Source organism: Klebsiella sp. V115_8, assembly GCF_029967715.1.
Classification (GTDB): domain Bacteria; phylum Pseudomonadota; class Gammaproteobacteria; order Enterobacterales; family Enterobacteriaceae; genus Klebsiella; species Klebsiella quasipneumoniae.
In genome coordinates this window covers 1-15,491 of the sequence record NZ_JASCAR010000005.1, presented here as the reverse complement: position 1 = coordinate 15,491, position 15,491 = coordinate 1, and the positions used below count along the sequence as shown (strand labels likewise).

Here is a 15,491-nt window from a genome sequence, read left to right as displayed (position 1 = left end):
TCAATTTTTGTGTGATGACTTACACACAATCACGGTAAAGCGGTTGTCGCATCGCCAGGGCCGCGATAAACATAAGACATCACGGAACACAAGGGCCACTGACTATGAAGAATATCGTTTTGTGCTGTGCCGCCGGTATGTCTACCAGCATGCTGGTTCAGCGTATGCAAGATGCCGCGCAGAAGAAAGGTGTTGAGGTCTTAATCAAGGCCGTACCGGTCGCCGAGTTTAAAGATAATCTGGCCGCCGCCGACATTATTCTGCTCGGCCCGCAGGTGAAATATGAGCAGGCGAAGCTGCAGGCGCTGGCCGACCCGTTCGGCAAAAAGGTCGCCGTGATCGATATGATGGACTACGGCATGATGAAAGGTGATGCCGTTCTGGATAAAGCCCTTAAGATGCTGGAGTAATCGATGGAAGATTTAGAAACGATCATCATGGAGCTGCTGGTTAACGCGGGTTCTGCGCGCAGCGCGGCGCTGACGGCGCTACAGCTGGCGCGGAAAGGCGATTTTGCCGCAGCGGAGCAGGCCATGGCCGAGTCCCATGAGTTCGTCAAACATGCGCATAAAATTCAGACCCAGCTTATCGGCCTGGATGAAGGCAGCGGTAAGCTACCGGTCAACCTGATCACCGTGCATTCTCAGGACCATCTGATGAACGCCATGGTCATTCAGGATCTGGCGACCGATATGATTGAACTATACCGTCGCCTGCCCCTCGCGCAATAATCTCTCGAATTGAACGGGCGTCGCTGCCGGCGCCCGTCCCCGCTTACAGAAAGCCGTACATCGCAGCGAATACCCAGCCAAAAACGCAGGAGACGCCAACGCCAATGAGCCCGGGCAGGATAAAGCTGTGGTTAATCACAAAGCGGCCAATATGGGTGGTCCCTGAGCGATCAAACTGGATCGCCGCCAGATCGCTGGGGTAGGTCGGCAGAATATAGTAGCCATAGCAGGCCGGCGCAGAAGCCACGATATAGGCCGGGTCGACGCCGATGGCCAGGGCCACCGGAACAATCGCCGCCAGCGCTGCCGCCTGCGAGTTTACAAACTTCGAAACCAGCAGCAGCACGATGGCATAGGCCCATGGATACTCTTTGACCATCTCCCCGAGCACGCCTTTAATTTCGGTCATGTGAGCGCCAAACATGGTCTCCGCCATCCAGGCGATGCCGTACACCGCGACGATAGCGATCATTCCCGAACGAAAGACCTCATTTTTGGAAATCGATGCCGGGTTGGTTTTAGTAATGATGATGATCAGCGCCCCGGAGAGCAGCATAAACATCTGGATCACCAGCACCATCGACAGCGGTTTACCGTCAAAGGTCGGACGCAGTTCAGAGAAGGCGCCGAGCAGTGCCACCACAGCGATGGAGGCCAGAAAAATCCACATCGCTATCCAGTTGCTGGTGGGCAACTTTCTATCCAGCAGCGTCGCCGTATCGCCATAGACGTAATGGCGGTTCTCCGGTACCGCAATAAACGCCTGGAAGGCTTCGTCTTTATCCAGATCTTTGCCACGGAACCAGCTGAAGATGCCAATGGCTAAAATGCCCAGCAGCGTGGAAGGAATGGTTATCGCCAGCAGATCGAGAAATTCGAGATGTTTACCGTTAAAGGTAAAATTCCCCAGCATCGCCACCAGCGAGACCACCGCCACCGAGACCGGGCTGGCGATGATCCCCATCTGGGCGCCAATGGAGCTGGCGGCCATCGGACGCTCCGGGCGAATGTTATTCTTAATCGCCACATCGTAGATAATCGGCAGGATGGTATACACCACGTGACCGGTACCGCAGAGGATAGTCAGCGTGCAGGTGACGAAAGGCGCCACAATAGAGACATATTTTGGGTTTCGCCGCAGCAGCTTCTCGGCAATCTGCAGCATGACATCCAGGCCGCCGGACGCCTGCAGCGTCGCCGAGGCGGCCACCACCGCAATGATCACCAGCATCACATCAACCGGCGGTTTACCCGGCTGGAGATGAAAAACAAAGACGAGGATCACTAAACCGATGCCGCCCAGCAGCCCCAGCGCAATACCGCCTTTTCGGGCACCATAAAACAGACAAATTAAGATAATAATGAGTTGTATCGCGAATTCCATGCAGCCCCCAGAGCCTGTCCGCTCAGACCTAAAGTAATGATCCCTACCTGCCTGCCGGGATTATTTCTGCGCCTTGTTGGGGGAAGCATGAGATGCAGCGATCCCTCTCCAGGCCGTCGCGCCGAAGATAAAGCAGCAGCAGTAATCCCATGATTCATCAGGTATTTTGAATATATCCTCTTTGAATTGTTTATTTTTTGATATGAGTAGAAGTTTTACCCATATATAAAGAAAGGTTTTTGAGGTGAAAGGCTAAAGGATATTTTTTATGAATTAATTGCTAAAAAATTGCATCCTGGATATAGCGTAAATGTAATTAAAGACGGGGACTGCGGAGAACAGGCAATAAAAAAGCCGGTCAGGAAACCTGACCGGCTTTTTAGCAGTGCATCAACGATTAATCGTTGTCAGAACCGCCCAGACCTGCGTTCAGCAGCTCTGCCAGGTTGGCAGATGCTTCTTCCACGCTCACCTGCGGTGCCGCCGGCAGTTCGCCAGCAGCGCGACGGCGCATACGATCCTGGTGGTACGCATAACCGGTACCGGCCGGGATCAGACGACCCACGATGACGTTCTCTTTCAGACCGCGCAGTTCGTCGCGTTTGCCCGCAACGGCTGCTTCGGTCAGCACGCGAGTGGTCTCCTGGAACGATGCCGCGGAGATGAAGGACTCGGTGGCCAGAGACGCTTTGGTGATACCCAGCAGATCGCGGGAGAACGTTGCGCCCACTTTGCCGTTCGCTTCCAGTTCGCGGTTCGCGATCTTGACGCGGGAGTATTCCACCTGCTCGCCTTCGAGGAAGTCGGAGCTGCCTGCGCTTTCGATGGTGGCTTTACGCAGCATCTGACGAACGATAACTTCGATGTGTTTATCGTTAATCTTAACGCCCTGCAGACGGTATACGTCCTGGACTTCGTTAACAATGTAACGGGTCACAGCATGTACGCCACGCAGACGCAGAATGTCGTGCGGTGCTTCCGGACCGTCGGAAACTACGTCACCACGTTCTACACGTTCACCTTCGAACACGTTGAGCTGACGCCATTTCGGAATCATCTCTTCGTACGGCTCGCTACCGTCTACCGGGGTGATAACCAGGCGACGTTTCCCTTTGGTTTCTTTACCGAAGGAAATGATACCGCTGATTTCAGCCAGAATAGCCGGCTCTTTCGGACGACGTGCTTCGAACAGGTCCGCAACGCGCGGCAGACCACCGGTGATGTCCTTGGTACCGCCGGATTCCTGCGGAATACGCGCCAGGGTGTCACCAGAGCTGATCTGTACGCCATCTTCCAGCTGAACAATCGCTTTACCCGGCAGGAAGTACTGAGCAGGCATATCGGTACCTGGGATCAGAACGTCGTTGCCCTGAGCATCAACGATTTTCAGCGCCGGACGCAGATCTTTACCACCTGCGGTACGTTCTGCAGAGTCCAGAACCACCAGCGAAGACAGACCGGTCAGCTCGTCGGTCTGACGAGTAATGGTCTGGCCGTCGATCATGTCAGTGAAGCGGATAAAACCACTCACTTCGGTGATAACCGGCATGGTGTGCGGATCCCAGTTTGCGACGGTTTCACCGCCGGCAACCTGCTCACCGTCGCCTTTCGCCATAACCGCACCGTAAGGCACTTTATAGCTCTCTTTGGTACGACCGAATTCGTCGATCAGCTTCAGCTCGGTGTTACGAGAAGTGATAACCAGTTTACCGCTGGAGTTCACAACCGACTTCGCGTTGCTGAGCTTGATGCTACCTTTGTTTTTCACCTGGATGCTGGATTCAGCAGCCGCACGAGATGCCGCACCACCGATGTGGAACGTACGCATCGTCAGCTGTGTACCCGGCTCACCGATGGACTGTGCCGCGATAACGCCGATAGCCTCACCTTTGTTGATGATGTGGCCACGCGCCAGGTCACGACCATAGCAGTGCGCACATACACCAAAGTCGGTGTCACAGGATACAACGGAACGCACTTTGACGGAGTCAACGGAGTTCGCTTCCAGCAGGTCACACCAGTGCTCGTGCAGCAGCGTGTTGCGTGGAACCAGAATATCCGCAGTACCCGGCTTCAGCACGTCTTCCGCCGTCACACGACCCAGTACGCGATCGCGCAGCGGCTCTTTAACGTCGCCACCTTCGATAACCGGCGTCATAGTGATGCCTTCCAGGGTGCCGCAGTCGTCTTCAGTGACGACCAGGTCCTGGGCAACGTCGACCAGACGACGAGTCAGGTAACCGGAGTTCGCTGTTTTCAGTGCGGTATCCGCCAGACCTTTACGCGCACCGTGCGTGGAGATGAAGTACTGGAGTACGTTCAGACCTTCACGGAAGTTCGCGGTGATCGGCGTTTCGATGATGGAGCCATCCGGCTTCGCCATCAGACCACGCATACCGGCCAGCTGACGAATCTGTGCAGCAGAACCACGCGCACCGGAGTCGGCCATCATGTAGATGCTGTTGAAGGAAACCTGCTGCTCTTCCTGACCGTCACGGTTAATCACGGTTTCGGTTTGCAGGTTATCCATCATCGCTTTGGATACACGATCGTTCGCCGCAGCCCAGATATCGATAACTTTGTTATAGCGTTCGCCCGCGGTCACCAGACCGGACTGGAACTGTTCCTGAATCTCAGCAACTTCCGCTTCCGCTTCGCTGATGATTTCGTATTTTTTCTCCGGGATGACCATGTCATCGATACCAACGGATGCACCTGAACGCGCTGCGTAAGCAAAGCCGGTGTACATCGTCTGGTCCGCGAAAATAACGGTCGGTTTCAGGCCCAGAATACGGTAACAGGTGTTCAGCATCTTGGAGATCGCTTTCTTACCAAGCGCCTGGTTCACGATAGAGAACGGCAGACCTTTCGGTACGATCATCCACAGAATGGCACGGCCAACGGTCGTGTCTTTCAGGCTGGTTTTCGCGACAAACTCACCATTGTCGTCTTTTTCGTATTCAGTGATACGCACTTTAACGCGCGCATGCAGAGAGGCCAGGCCGGCGCGATAAATACGCTCAGCTTCTTTCGGGCCAGTCAGCACCATGCCTTCGCCTTTGGCGTTAACACTGTCACGGGTCATGTAGTACAGACCCAGTACAACGTCCTGAGACGGAACGATGATTGGTTCGCCGTTCGCCGGGGACAGGATGTTGTTGGTAGACATCATCAGCGCACGCGCTTCCAGCTGGGCTTCCAGCGTCAGCGGTACGTGAACAGCCATCTGGTCACCATCGAAGTCGGCGTTATATGCCGCACAAACCAGCGGGTGCAGCTGGATGGCTTTACCTTCGATCAGAACCGGTTCGAATGCCTGGATACCCAGACGGTGCAGGGTCGGCGCACGGTTCAGCAGGACCGGGTGTTCGCGGATAACTTCGTCCAGGATATCCCAAACGACAGCTTCTTCGCGCTCAACCATCTTCTTAGCGGCTTTGATGGTGGTGGCCAGGCCACGCAGCTCCAGCTTGCCGTAGATGAACGGTTTGAACAGCTCCAGCGCCATTTTCTTCGGCAGACCGCACTGATGCAGACGCAGGTATGGACCTACGGTGATAACAGAACGACCGGAGTAGTCAACACGCTTACCGAGCAGGTTCTGACGGAAACGACCCTGTTTACCTTTGATCATATCGGCCAAAGATTTCAGAGGACGTTTGTTAGAACCGGTGATCGCACGACCGCGACGACCGTTGTCCAGCAGGGCGTCAACCGCTTCCTGCAGCATACGTTTTTCGTTGCGTACGATGATATCCGGCGCAGCCAGATCCAGCAGACGTTTCAGACGGTTGTTACGGTTGATCACGCGACGATACAGATCGTTGAGGTCAGACGTCGCGAAACGACCGCCATCCAGCGGAACCAGCGGACGCAGATCTGGCGGCAGTACCGGCAGAACGGTCAGGATCATCCACTCCGGCTTGTTGCCAGACTGTACGAAGGCTTCCAGCAGCTTGATGCGCTTGGTCAGCTTTTTACGCTTGGTTTCGGAGTTGGTTTCGTTCAGCTCTTCACGCAGCTGCTCGCATTCCTGCTCCAGATCCATATTGCGCAGCAGCGCCTGGATCGCTTCCGCACCCATCTTCGCGTCGAATTCGTCACCGAACTCTTCCAGCGCGTCCAGGTACTGTTCTTCAGTCAGAATCTGGTTGCGTTCGAGGTTGGTCATGCCACCTTCGATAACCACATAGGATTCAAAGTACAGTACACGTTCGATATCGCGCAGCGGCATATCCAGCAGCAGGCCGATACGGGACGGCAGGGATTTCAGGAACCAGATGTGCGCAGTCGGACATGCCAGCTCGATGTGGCCCATGCGCTCACGACGCACTTTGGTCTGGGTCACTTCAACGCCGCACTTCTCACAGATCACACCGCGGTGTTTCAGGCGCTTGTACTTACCGCACAGGCACTCATAGTCTTTTACCGGCCCAAAGATACGGGCGCAGAAAAGGCCGTCACGCTCAGGTTTGAACGTACGGTAGTTAATGGTTTCCGGCTTTTTAACTTCACCGAAAGACCATGAACGGATCATGTCTGGCGAAGCCAGAGCAATTTTGATCGCATCAAACTCTTCGGTTTTAGTTTGCGCTTTCAGAAACTTTAATAAGTCTTTCACGGATTTGCTCCCGTCGGAGTTAGCACATTCCGCTGCCGGGCGTTAACCCGGCAGCAGTGACCTGTTTGAGCGAGAATTACTCGTCTTCCAGTTCGATGTTGATGCCCAGCGAGCGAATTTCTTTCAACAGTACGTTGAAGGATTCCGGCATGCCCGGTTCCATCTGGTGATTGCCGTCCACGATGTTTTTATACATCTTGGTACGACCGTTCACGTCATCAGACTTAACGGTGAGCATTTCCTGCAGGGTGTAGGCTGCGCCGTATGCTTCCAGCGCCCACACTTCCATCTCACCGAAGCGCTGACCACCGAACTGCGCCTTACCACCCAGCGGCTGCTGAGTCACCAGGCTGTAAGAACCGGTGGAACGCGCGTGCATTTTGTCGTCGACCAGGTGGTTCAGTTTCAGCATGTACATGTAACCCACGGTTACCGGACGCTCGAACTGCTCACCGGTGCGGCCGTCGAACAGGGTGATCTGACCGGAAGTCGGCAGGTCGCCCAGCTGCAGCAGCGCTTTAATTTCCGCTTCTTTCGCACCGTCGAACACCGGCGTTGCGATCGGCATACCTTTACGCAGGTTTTCAGCCAGACGCAGAACTTCTTCATCGCTGAAGGTATTCAGGTCAACTTTCTGACGAACGTCAGCGCCCAGATCGTAGGCACGCTGGATGAACTCGCGCAGTTTCGCGACTTCCTGCTGCTGTTTCAGCATGGCGTTGATCTTATCGCCGATGCCTTTCGCAGCCATACCCAGGTGAGTTTCCAGGATCTGACCGATGTTCATACGAGACGGTACGCCCAGCGGGTTCAGGACGATATCTACCGGCGTACCGTTAGCATCGTGCGGCATATCTTCGATCGGGTTGATCTTAGAGATAACACCCTTGTTACCGTGACGACCTGCCATCTTGTCACCAGGCTGGATACGGCGTTTAACGGCCAGGTATACCTTAACAATCTTCAGCACGCCCGGTGCCAGATCGTCGCCTTGGGTGATTTTGCGGCGTTTCGCTTCGAGTTTTTTCTCGAACTCGTGTTTCAGTTCGTCGTACTGCTCAGCCAGTTGTTCCAGCTGATTTTGTTTCTCTTCGTCGGTCAGGCCCAGTTCCAGCCAGCGATCGCGCGGCAGTTTGTCGAGCTTCTCAGCTTCAACGCCACCGGAGACCAGCACCGCGTAGATACGACTGAACAGACCGGCTTCGAGGATCTGCAGTTCTTCAGACAGGTCTTTTTTGGCCTGCTTCAGCTGCATCTCTTCGATTTCCAGCGCACGTTTGTCTTTTTCTACGCCGTCACGGGTAAAGACCTGAACGTCGATAACGGTACCAGAGACACCGTTCGGTACGCGCAGAGAAGAGTCTTTAACGTCAGACGCTTTCTCACCGAAGATCGCACGCAGCAGTTTCTCTTCCGGCGTCAGCTGGGTTTCACCTTTCGGCGTAACCTTACCAACCAGAATGTCGCCGCCGGTCACTTCCGCACCGATATAAACGATACCGGACTCATCCAGTTTGGAGAGCGCAGCTTCACCCACGTTCGGGATGTCAGCGGTGATCTCTTCCGGCCCCAGCTTGGTGTCACGGGACACGCACGCCAGTTCCTGAATGTGGATAGTGGTGAAACGGTCTTCCTGGACAACACGCTCGGAAACGAGGATGGAGTCTTCGAAGTTGTAGCCGTTCCACGGCATGAACGCGACGCGCATGTTCTGACCCAGCGCCAGCTCACCGAGGTCGGTGGACGGGCCGTCGGCCAGCACGTCGCCGCGCTCGATAGGTTCGCCCAGGGACACGCAAGGCATCTGGTTGATGCAGGTGTTCTGGTTAGAACGGGTGTATTTGGTCAGGTTATAGATGTCGATACCCGCTTCGCCCGGGTACATCTCGTCTTCGTTAACTTTGATAACGATACGGGAAGCATCCACGTACTGAACGGTACCGCCGCGCTTAGCAACGGCAGTAACGCCGGAGTCGACGGCTACAGCACGTTCCATACCGGTACCAACCAGCGGCTTATCAGCGCGCAGAGTCGGAACGGCCTGACGTTGCATGTTCGCACCCATCAATGCACGGTTGGCGTCATCGTGTTCCAGGAACGGGATCAGGGACGCACCGACGGATACCACCTGCTGGGTGGATACGTCCATGTAGTCAACCTGGTCGCGGCTGAACAAGCTGGATTCGCCTTTGCTACGGCAGGTCACCAGATCTTCTACGAAGTGGCCGTTTTCATCCAGGTTGGAGTTCGCCTGAGCGATAACGTAGTTGCCTTCTTCGATAGCAGACAGGTAGTGAATTTCGTCGGTAACCACACCGTCGGTCACTTTACGATACGGCGTCTCGAGGAAGCCATATTCGTTGGTCTGCGCGTATACGGACAGGGAGTTGATCAGACCGATGTTCGGACCTTCAGGCGTTTCGATTGGACATACGCGACCGTAGTGAGTCGGGTGTACGTCTCGAACTTCGAAGCCTGCGCGCTCACGGGTCAGACCGCCTGGGCCGAGTGCGGAGATACGACGTTTGTGCGTGATCTCAGACAGCGGGTTGTTCTGGTCCATAAACTGAGACAGCTGGCTGGAACCAAAGAACTCTTTCACTGCTGCGGAAATCGGCTTGGCGTTGATCATATCCTGAGGCATCAGGGTATCCAGATCGCCCAGAGAAAGACGCTCTTTCACCGCACGTTCTACACGTACCAGGCCAACGCGGAACTGGTTTTCCGCCATTTCGCCAACGGAACGGATACGACGGTTGCCGAGGTGGTCGATATCGTCCACTTCGCCTTTACCGTTACGGATATCGATGAGCTTCTTCATCACTTCGATGATGTCGTCTTTGCTCAGGATACCGGAACCTTCGATTTCGTCGCGCAGCAGAGAACGGTTGAACTTCATACGACCAACCGCGGACAGATCGTAGCGGTCTTCGGAGAAGAACAGGTTCTCGAACAGGCTTTCAGCGGCTTCACGAGTCGGCGGCTCGCCAGGGCGCATCATGCGGTAGATTTCTACCAGCGCGCTCAGACGATCGTTAGTCGGGTCGACGCGTACCGTTTCAGAGATGTATGGACCGTGGTCCAGATCGTTGGTAAACAGCGTTTCGATGCGCTTGTGGCCAGACTGGCTCAGCTTAGCCAGCAGATCCAGGCTCAGCTCCATGTTCGCCGGGCAGATCAGTTCGCCAGTCGCTTCATCGATATAGTCTTTAGCCGCCACTTTGCCCGCGATATATTCAACCGGCACTTCGATATGCTTGATATCGTCTTTTTCCAGCTGACGGATATGGCGAGCCGTGATGCGACGGCCTTTCTCAACGTACACTTTGCCGTTGGCTTCGATATCGAAGGAGGCGGTTTCACCGCGCAGACGCTCCGGAATCAGCTCCATCTGCAGCTTGTTGTCGCGAATTTCAAAGACCACTTTTTCGAAGAACAGGTCAAGGATCTGCTCAGTGGTGTAATTCAGCGCGCGCAGGATGATGGTAGCCGGCAGCTTACGACGACGGTCGATACGAACGAACAGGTTGTCTTTCGGGTCGAATTCGAAGTCCAGCCAGGAACCGCGGTAAGGGATGATACGTGCGTTATACAGAACCTTACCGGATGAGTGAGTCTTACCTTTGTCACTGTCAAAGAAGACGCCCGGGCTACGGTGCAGCTGAGAAACGATAACACGCTCGGTACCGTTGATGACGAAGGTACCGTTGTCGGTCATGAGCGGGATTTCGCCCATGTAGACTTCTTGTTCTTTAATGTCTTTGACGGTGCCTTCCGGCGCTTCGCGCTCGTAGATCACCAGACGCAGTTTTACGCGCAGCGGTGCAGAGTAAGTCACGCCACGGATCTGACATTCTTTAACGTCAAAAACCGGTTCGCCCAGACGGTAGCTGACGTATTGCAGCTCGGAATTACCGCTGTAGCTCTGAATCGGGAACACGGAACGGAAAGCAGCTTCCAGACCGTACTGCCCTTCAGGATCTTGCTCGATAAACTTCTGGAACGAGTCAAGCTGGATAGAAAGGAGATATGGCACATCCAGAACTTGTGGACGTTTACCAAAATCCTTACGAATACGTTTTTTCTCGGTATAGGAGTAAACCATAGGGTTCCTCAGCTCGCTGACAAGTCGACCCATCTGCCCGCAGAGGGCAGTTTTTTATGCAACACTATTTTGTTGACCGGAAAATGGAACACTTTCCGCAATGCCTGTTGCTATCACGCTTAAACCATTTCATTGCGATTTACACAGCCCAGGAACCCTAACCTGTCGCAGTATATTAAGTCGTCGATAGAAACAAGCATTGAGAGGCAAACCAGTAGTCAAACAGCGTGAAACGCTACTGGCGCCTTACAGCGCAAAAAGGCTGGTGACCAAAAAGTCACCAGCCTCAGCCTGATTTCTCAGGCTGCAACCGGAAGGGTTGGCTTATTTAACTTCAACTTCAGCGCCAGCTTCTTCCAGAGATTTTTTCAGAGCTTCAGCGTCGTCTTTGCTGATGCCTTCTTTCAGTGCAGCCGGAGCAGATTCTACCAGGTCTTTAGCTTCTTTCAGACCCAGGCCAGTCGCGCCACGTACTGCTTTGATAACAGCAACTTTGTTAGCGCCAGCAGCTTTCAGAATTACGTCGAATTCAGTTTTTTCTTCAGCAGCTTCAACCGGGCCAGCAGCTACAGCTACAGCAGCAGCAGCGGAAACACCGAATTTTTCTTCCATTGCAGAGATCAGCTCAACAACGTCCATTACGGACATAGCGGATACTGCTTCAATGATTTGATCTTTAGTGATAGACATTTAAATTGTTCCTGAATATCAGAATAAGTTTATACGTAAGCGAATGCTTTACAATGATAACTGCGATTAAGCAGCTTCTTTCGCATCGCGTACAGCAGCCAGAGTACGAACCAGTTTGCCAGCCGAAGCTTCTTTCATGGTTGCCATCAGGCGTGCAATTGCTTCTTCGTAGGTCGGCAGAGTTGCCAGGCGGTCGATCTGCGACGCCGGGATCAGCTCACCTTCAAAGGCAGCGGCTTTGACCTCAAATTTTGCATTCGCTTTCGCGAACTCTTTGAACAGACGAGCAGCAGCGCCCGGGTGTTCCATAGAGTATGCAATCAGGGTCGGACCAACAAACGTGTCTTTCAGGCACTCGAACTGAGTACCTTCAACGACGCGGCGCAGCAGGGTGTTACGAACAACACGCATGTATACGCCAGCTTCACGACCTGCTTTACGCAGTTCAGTCATTTTATCTACAGTTACGCCACGGGAATCCGCAACTACTGCAGACAGCGCGCCTTTGGCTACTTCGCTGACTTCAGCAACAATCGCTTGTTTGTCTTGAAGATTTAAAGCCATTAGCTTTGCTCCTGGATGTTTGCCAGAGCCTATGCCCTGGAACTCACTTCACTCAATTCAACGAAAAGAGCGTCTAAATACGGTGAGCAGAAACAAGCCAGAATATCCAAAAATAATCTTAGCGTTCTGTCACCGTCTACGCAGGGGATTAAGTTTCTTGCGAAACACCTGCGGTCTTCGACGGAGGCCTGGATAGGCCAGGCTCCAACGAACAATTCGGTTACCTGCTAACCATCGTTAGCAAACGTGGGCGAAGATTGTAGACAAATTCGCCGCCCACGTAAAGGTATTAGTTTGCAGAAGCGTTCAGGCCAGCCTGATCTACTGCAACACCTGCACCCATGGTGGTGGAGATGCTAACTTTCTTGATGTACACGCCTTTCGCCTGAGTCGGTTTTGCTTTTTTCAGCGCAACCAGCAGAGCTTCCAGGTTTTCTTTCAGTTTGTCAGCGTCAAAGTCCACTTTACCGATGGTGGTGTGGATGATGCCGTTTTTGTCGTTACGGTAACGAACCTGACCTGCTTTCGCGTTTTTAACCGCTTCAGCAACGTTCGGAGTTACGGTACCCACTTTCGGGTTCGGCATCAGGCCACGCGGACCCAGAACCTGACCCAGCTGGCCAACAACGCGCATTGCATCCGGGGAAGCAATAACAACGTCAAAGTTCATTTCGCCTTTTTTGATCTGCTCAGCCAGATCTTCCATACCTACCAGCTCAGCGCCTGCAGCTTTAGCAGCTTCAGCGTTTGCGCCCTGGGTAAATACGGCTACGCGAACGGAACGGCCAGTACCGTGCGGCAGTACAGTTGCGCCACGGACGTTCTGGTCAGATTTACGCGCGTCGATGCCGAGGTTAACGGCAACGTCTACGCTTTCGGTAAATTTAGCGGTGGCCAGCTCTTTCAGCAGAGCGATGGCTTCGTTGATGTCGTACTGTTTAGTTGCATCAACTTTCTCACGGATCACGCGCATGCGCTTGGTCAGTTTAGCCATTTCTTAGTCCTCCACTACCAGGCCCATGGAACGTGCAGTACCTTCGATGGAGCGAGTCATCGCTTCAATGTCGGCACCAGTCATGTCGGCAGCTTTGGTCTGCGCGATTTCCTGCAGCTGAGCGCGGGAGATTTTACCCACTTTATCTTTGTTCGGCTTACCGGAACCAGACTTGATGCCTGCAGCTTTCTTCAGCAGAACAGCAGCCGGCGGAGTCTTGGTAACAAAGGTAAAGGAACGGTCAGCGTAAACGGTGATAACAACCGGGATCGGCAGACCTTTCTCCAGGGAATCAGTTTTGGCGTTGAACGCTTTGCAGAATTCCATGATGTTCACGCCCTGCTGCCCCAGTGCTGGGCCGACCGGCGGGCTCGGGTTCGCCATACCAGCTGCAACCTGCAGCTTGACGTAGGCTTGGACTTTCTTAGCCATTCTTAAATCCTCAAATTGGGTATTAACGCTTCAGAGAAGCTCCCCGTGATTAAACATCGTTTTACGGGCCGGGCCCATAAAAACAAAAGGCGCGAAATTGTATGCCAATTTCGCGCCCTATGCAACGATTAAATCGCTGCTTTTTTGATCGCCGGCTTACGCCTTCTCAACCTGGCTGAAGTCCAGTTCTACCGGGGTCGCACGACCGAAGATAGAAACGGAAACTTTCAGGCGGGACTTCTCATAGTCCACTTCTTCCACCACGCCGTTAAAGTCAGCGAACGGACCGTCGTTAACGCGAACCATTTCACCCGGTTCAAACAGCGTTTTCGGACGCGGCTTATCGCCAACCTGCTGCAGACGATTCATGATGGCGTCGACTTCTTTGTCGCTGATCGGCGCCGGACGGTCAGAGGTACCGCCGATGAAGCCCATCACGCGCGGTACGCTGCGCACCAGGTGCCAGCTTGCATCGTTCATGACCATCTGGACCAGAACGTAGCCCGGGAAGAATTTACGTTCGCTTTTGCGACGCTGGCCGCCACGGATCTCAACCACTTCTTCGGTCGGGACCATGACTTCGCCAAATAACTCTTCCATGTTGTGTAATTTGATATGTTCACGCAGCGACGTGGCTACGCGACCTTCAAAACCGGAAAACGCCTGAACGACGTACCAGCGCTTTTTAGGAGCTTCAGACATCTCAGAACCTCAGGCCAGTGATAAAGGAGACCAGGCGAACCAGAATACCATCCAGTCCCCACAGGATCAGTGACATTACTGCAGTCACGGCAGCAACAATCAGCGTAGTATGCAGCGTTTCCTGGCGAGTCGGCCAAATCACTTTACGAACTTCGGTTCTCGCTTCGCGAGCAAAAGCAACGGTCGCCTTACCTTTCGTCGTCAACAGCGCGACGCCACCGGCAGCAGCAATAAGAATAACCACGGCCAGCGCACGCACCGCCAGCATAATGTCGCGATAAAGGAAGTTGCCCACGATCGCCACGATCAGCAGCACGGCAACGATAATCCACTTCATCGCTTCCAGGCCGCGCCCGCTCCCTTGAGCTTCGGTATTCGCACTCATAAACCAACCTGTCAGAAGTATTCTACAAACAATTTCACCCCGCGGGGGCGAGGCGATCCAAACCGAAATTAAGTTTCGGATTATACACTTAACTATTCAAATTGCTTCAACGCTGACGGTTCTGTCGCCCCTGCCCTGCTGTTGCAAAGAAGGATACTGATTTGCCGTCGCACTACCGCTCGAATGGTTTGGTGTATAAACGCCCTCTTCAGAGCCTGTCTCAGCAATGATTATGACAAATAAAATCACTGATGAGCCAGGTTCTGGTGTGAAAGCGTGCAAAAAGGGCATCAAATGATGCCCTTTTATTGCGCATTGCGTCAAATGTTATCAGCGATTAGCCGAGAACTTTAGCAACCACGCCCGCGCCAACGGTACGACCGCCTTCACGGATTGCGAAACGCAGACCATCGTCCATCGCGATCGGGTGGATCAGGGTAACAACCATTTTGATGTTGTCGCCCGGCATTACCATCTCTACGCCTTCCGGCAGTTCGATGGTGCCAGTCACGTCAGTAGTACGGAAGTAGAACTGCGGACGGTAGCCTTTGAAGAACGGAGTATGACGGCCGCCTTCGTCTTTAGACAGAATGTACACTTCAGATTCGAACTTGGTGTGCGGGTTGATGGTGCCCGGCTTAGCCAGTACCTGACCACGTTCGATTTCTTCACGTTTGATACCACGCAGCAGAACACCTACGTTCTCACCAGCACGGCCTTCGTCCAGCAGTTTGCGGAACATTTCAACGCCAGTACAGGTGGTTTTCGCGGTTTCTTTGATACCAACGATTTCAACTTCTTCACCTACTTTGATGATACCGCGCTCTACACGACCGGTAACAACGGTACCACGACCGGAGATGGAGAATACGTCTTCGATCGG

12 protein-coding genes are annotated in these 15,491 nt (G+C 53.7%); 2 read left to right on the top strand and 10 right to left on the bottom strand.

Annotation, left to right across the window (positions count from 1 at the left end):
- Nucleotides 1–104 precede the first annotated feature (104 nt).
- Together QLG03_RS05220 and QLG03_RS05215 are read left to right on the top strand one after the other, a co-directional pair.
- Nucleotides 105–410 carry a PTS sugar transporter subunit IIB gene (locus QLG03_RS05220; protein WP_255989795.1) on the top strand — a complete coding sequence of 102 codons (306 nt, stop codon included), beginning with the start codon at nt 105–107 and terminating at the stop codon, nt 408–410.
- Nucleotides 411–413: 3 nt separating this feature from the next.
- The gene (locus QLG03_RS05215; protein WP_004206755.1) at nt 414–731 is read left to right on the top strand and encodes a PTS lactose/cellobiose transporter subunit IIA; all 318 of its coding nucleotides are present in this window, start codon (nt 414–416) and stop codon (nt 729–731) included.
- A gap of 43 nt (nt 732–774) precedes the next feature.
- Here the strand turns inward: QLG03_RS05215 and dcuB are convergent, their stop codons facing one another.
- The 10 genes from dcuB to QLG03_RS05165 form a co-directional block, all read right to left on the bottom strand.
- Nucleotides 775–2,115, bottom strand: coding sequence for an anaerobic C4-dicarboxylate transporter DcuB (gene dcuB / locus QLG03_RS05210; RefSeq protein ID WP_032454532.1), 1,341 nt, complete (start codon nt 2,113–2,115; stop codon nt 775–777).
- Between the two features lie 397 nt (nt 2,116–2,512).
- A complete protein-coding gene (gene rpoC, locus QLG03_RS05205) occupies nt 2,513–6,736 on the bottom strand; it encodes a DNA-directed RNA polymerase subunit beta' (protein WP_023291591.1) in 4,224 nt (1,407 codons plus the stop codon).
- A gap of 76 nt (nt 6,737–6,812) precedes the next feature.
- Nucleotides 6,813–10,841 (bottom strand): DNA-directed RNA polymerase subunit beta, encoded by a 4,029-nt coding sequence (gene rpoB, locus QLG03_RS05200; RefSeq protein ID WP_004206758.1) that lies wholly within the window; start codon nt 10,839–10,841, stop codon nt 6,813–6,815.
- A 324-nt stretch (nt 10,842–11,165) separates the two neighbouring features.
- Nucleotides 11,166–11,531: a 50S ribosomal protein L7/L12 gene (rplL, locus tag QLG03_RS05195; protein WP_002884142.1), complete on the bottom strand. Its 366-nt coding sequence runs from the start codon at nt 11,529–11,531 to the stop codon at nt 11,166–11,168.
- A 66-nt stretch (nt 11,532–11,597) separates the two neighbouring features.
- A complete protein-coding gene (gene rplJ / locus QLG03_RS05190) occupies nt 11,598–12,095 on the bottom strand; it encodes a 50S ribosomal protein L10 (protein WP_001207203.1) in 498 nt (165 codons plus the stop codon).
- 289 nt (nt 12,096–12,384) lie between these two features.
- Nucleotides 12,385–13,089, bottom strand: a complete 705-nt coding sequence (rplA, locus tag QLG03_RS05185; protein ID WP_002884036.1) for a 50S ribosomal protein L1 — start codon at nt 13,087–13,089, stop codon at nt 12,385–12,387.
- A 3-nt stretch (nt 13,090–13,092) separates the two neighbouring features.
- The gene (gene rplK / locus QLG03_RS05180) at nt 13,093–13,521 is read right to left on the bottom strand and encodes a 50S ribosomal protein L11 (protein ID WP_002884034.1); all 429 of its coding nucleotides are present in this window, start codon (nt 13,519–13,521) and stop codon (nt 13,093–13,095) included.
- 156 nt (nt 13,522–13,677) lie between these two features.
- The gene (gene nusG, locus QLG03_RS05175; RefSeq protein ID WP_001287521.1) at nt 13,678–14,223 is read right to left on the bottom strand and encodes a transcription termination/antitermination protein NusG; all 546 of its coding nucleotides are present in this window, start codon (nt 14,221–14,223) and stop codon (nt 13,678–13,680) included.
- A 1-nt stretch (nt 14,224) separates the two neighbouring features.
- Nucleotides 14,225–14,608, bottom strand: a complete 384-nt coding sequence (gene secE / locus QLG03_RS05170; protein ID WP_002883772.1) for a preprotein translocase subunit SecE — start codon at nt 14,606–14,608, stop codon at nt 14,225–14,227.
- Nucleotides 14,609–14,945: 337 nt separating this feature from the next.
- On the bottom strand, nt 14,946–15,491 hold a 546-nt coding region (locus tag QLG03_RS05165; protein ID WP_282473606.1), incomplete at its 5' end, for an EF-Tu/IF-2/RF-3 family GTPase.

Excerpts from the sequence above, each read along its gene's own strand:
- rplL (WP_002884142.1), bottom strand. The coding sequence starts at position 11,531 with ATGTCTATCACTAAAGATCAAATCATTGAAGCAGTATCCGCTATGTCC.
- QLG03_RS05215 (WP_004206755.1), top strand. The coding sequence starts at position 414 with ATGGAAGATTTAGAAACGATCATCATGGAGCTGCTGGTTAACGCGGGT.
- secE (WP_002883772.1), bottom strand. The coding sequence starts at position 14,608 with ATGAGTGCGAATACCGAAGCTCAAGGGAGCGGGCGCGGCCTGGAAGCG.
- nusG (WP_001287521.1), bottom strand. The coding sequence starts at position 14,223 with ATGTCTGAAGCTCCTAAAAAGCGCTGGTACGTCGTTCAGGCGTTTTCC.
- rplJ (WP_001207203.1), bottom strand. The coding sequence starts at position 12,095 with ATGGCTTTAAATCTTCAAGACAAACAAGCGATTGTTGCTGAAGTCAGC.
- dcuB (WP_032454532.1), bottom strand. The coding sequence starts at position 2,115 with ATGGAATTCGCGATACAACTCATTATTATCTTAATTTGTCTGTTTTAT.
- rplA (WP_002884036.1), bottom strand. The coding sequence starts at position 13,089 with ATGGCTAAACTGACCAAGCGCATGCGCGTGATCCGTGAGAAAGTTGAT.
- rpoB (WP_004206758.1), bottom strand. The coding sequence starts at position 10,841 with ATGGTTTACTCCTATACCGAGAAAAAACGTATTCGTAAGGATTTTGGT.
- rplK (WP_002884034.1), bottom strand. The coding sequence starts at position 13,521 with ATGGCTAAGAAAGTCCAAGCCTACGTCAAGCTGCAGGTTGCAGCTGGT.
- QLG03_RS05220 (WP_255989795.1), top strand. The coding sequence starts at position 105 with ATGAAGAATATCGTTTTGTGCTGTGCCGCCGGTATGTCTACCAGCATG.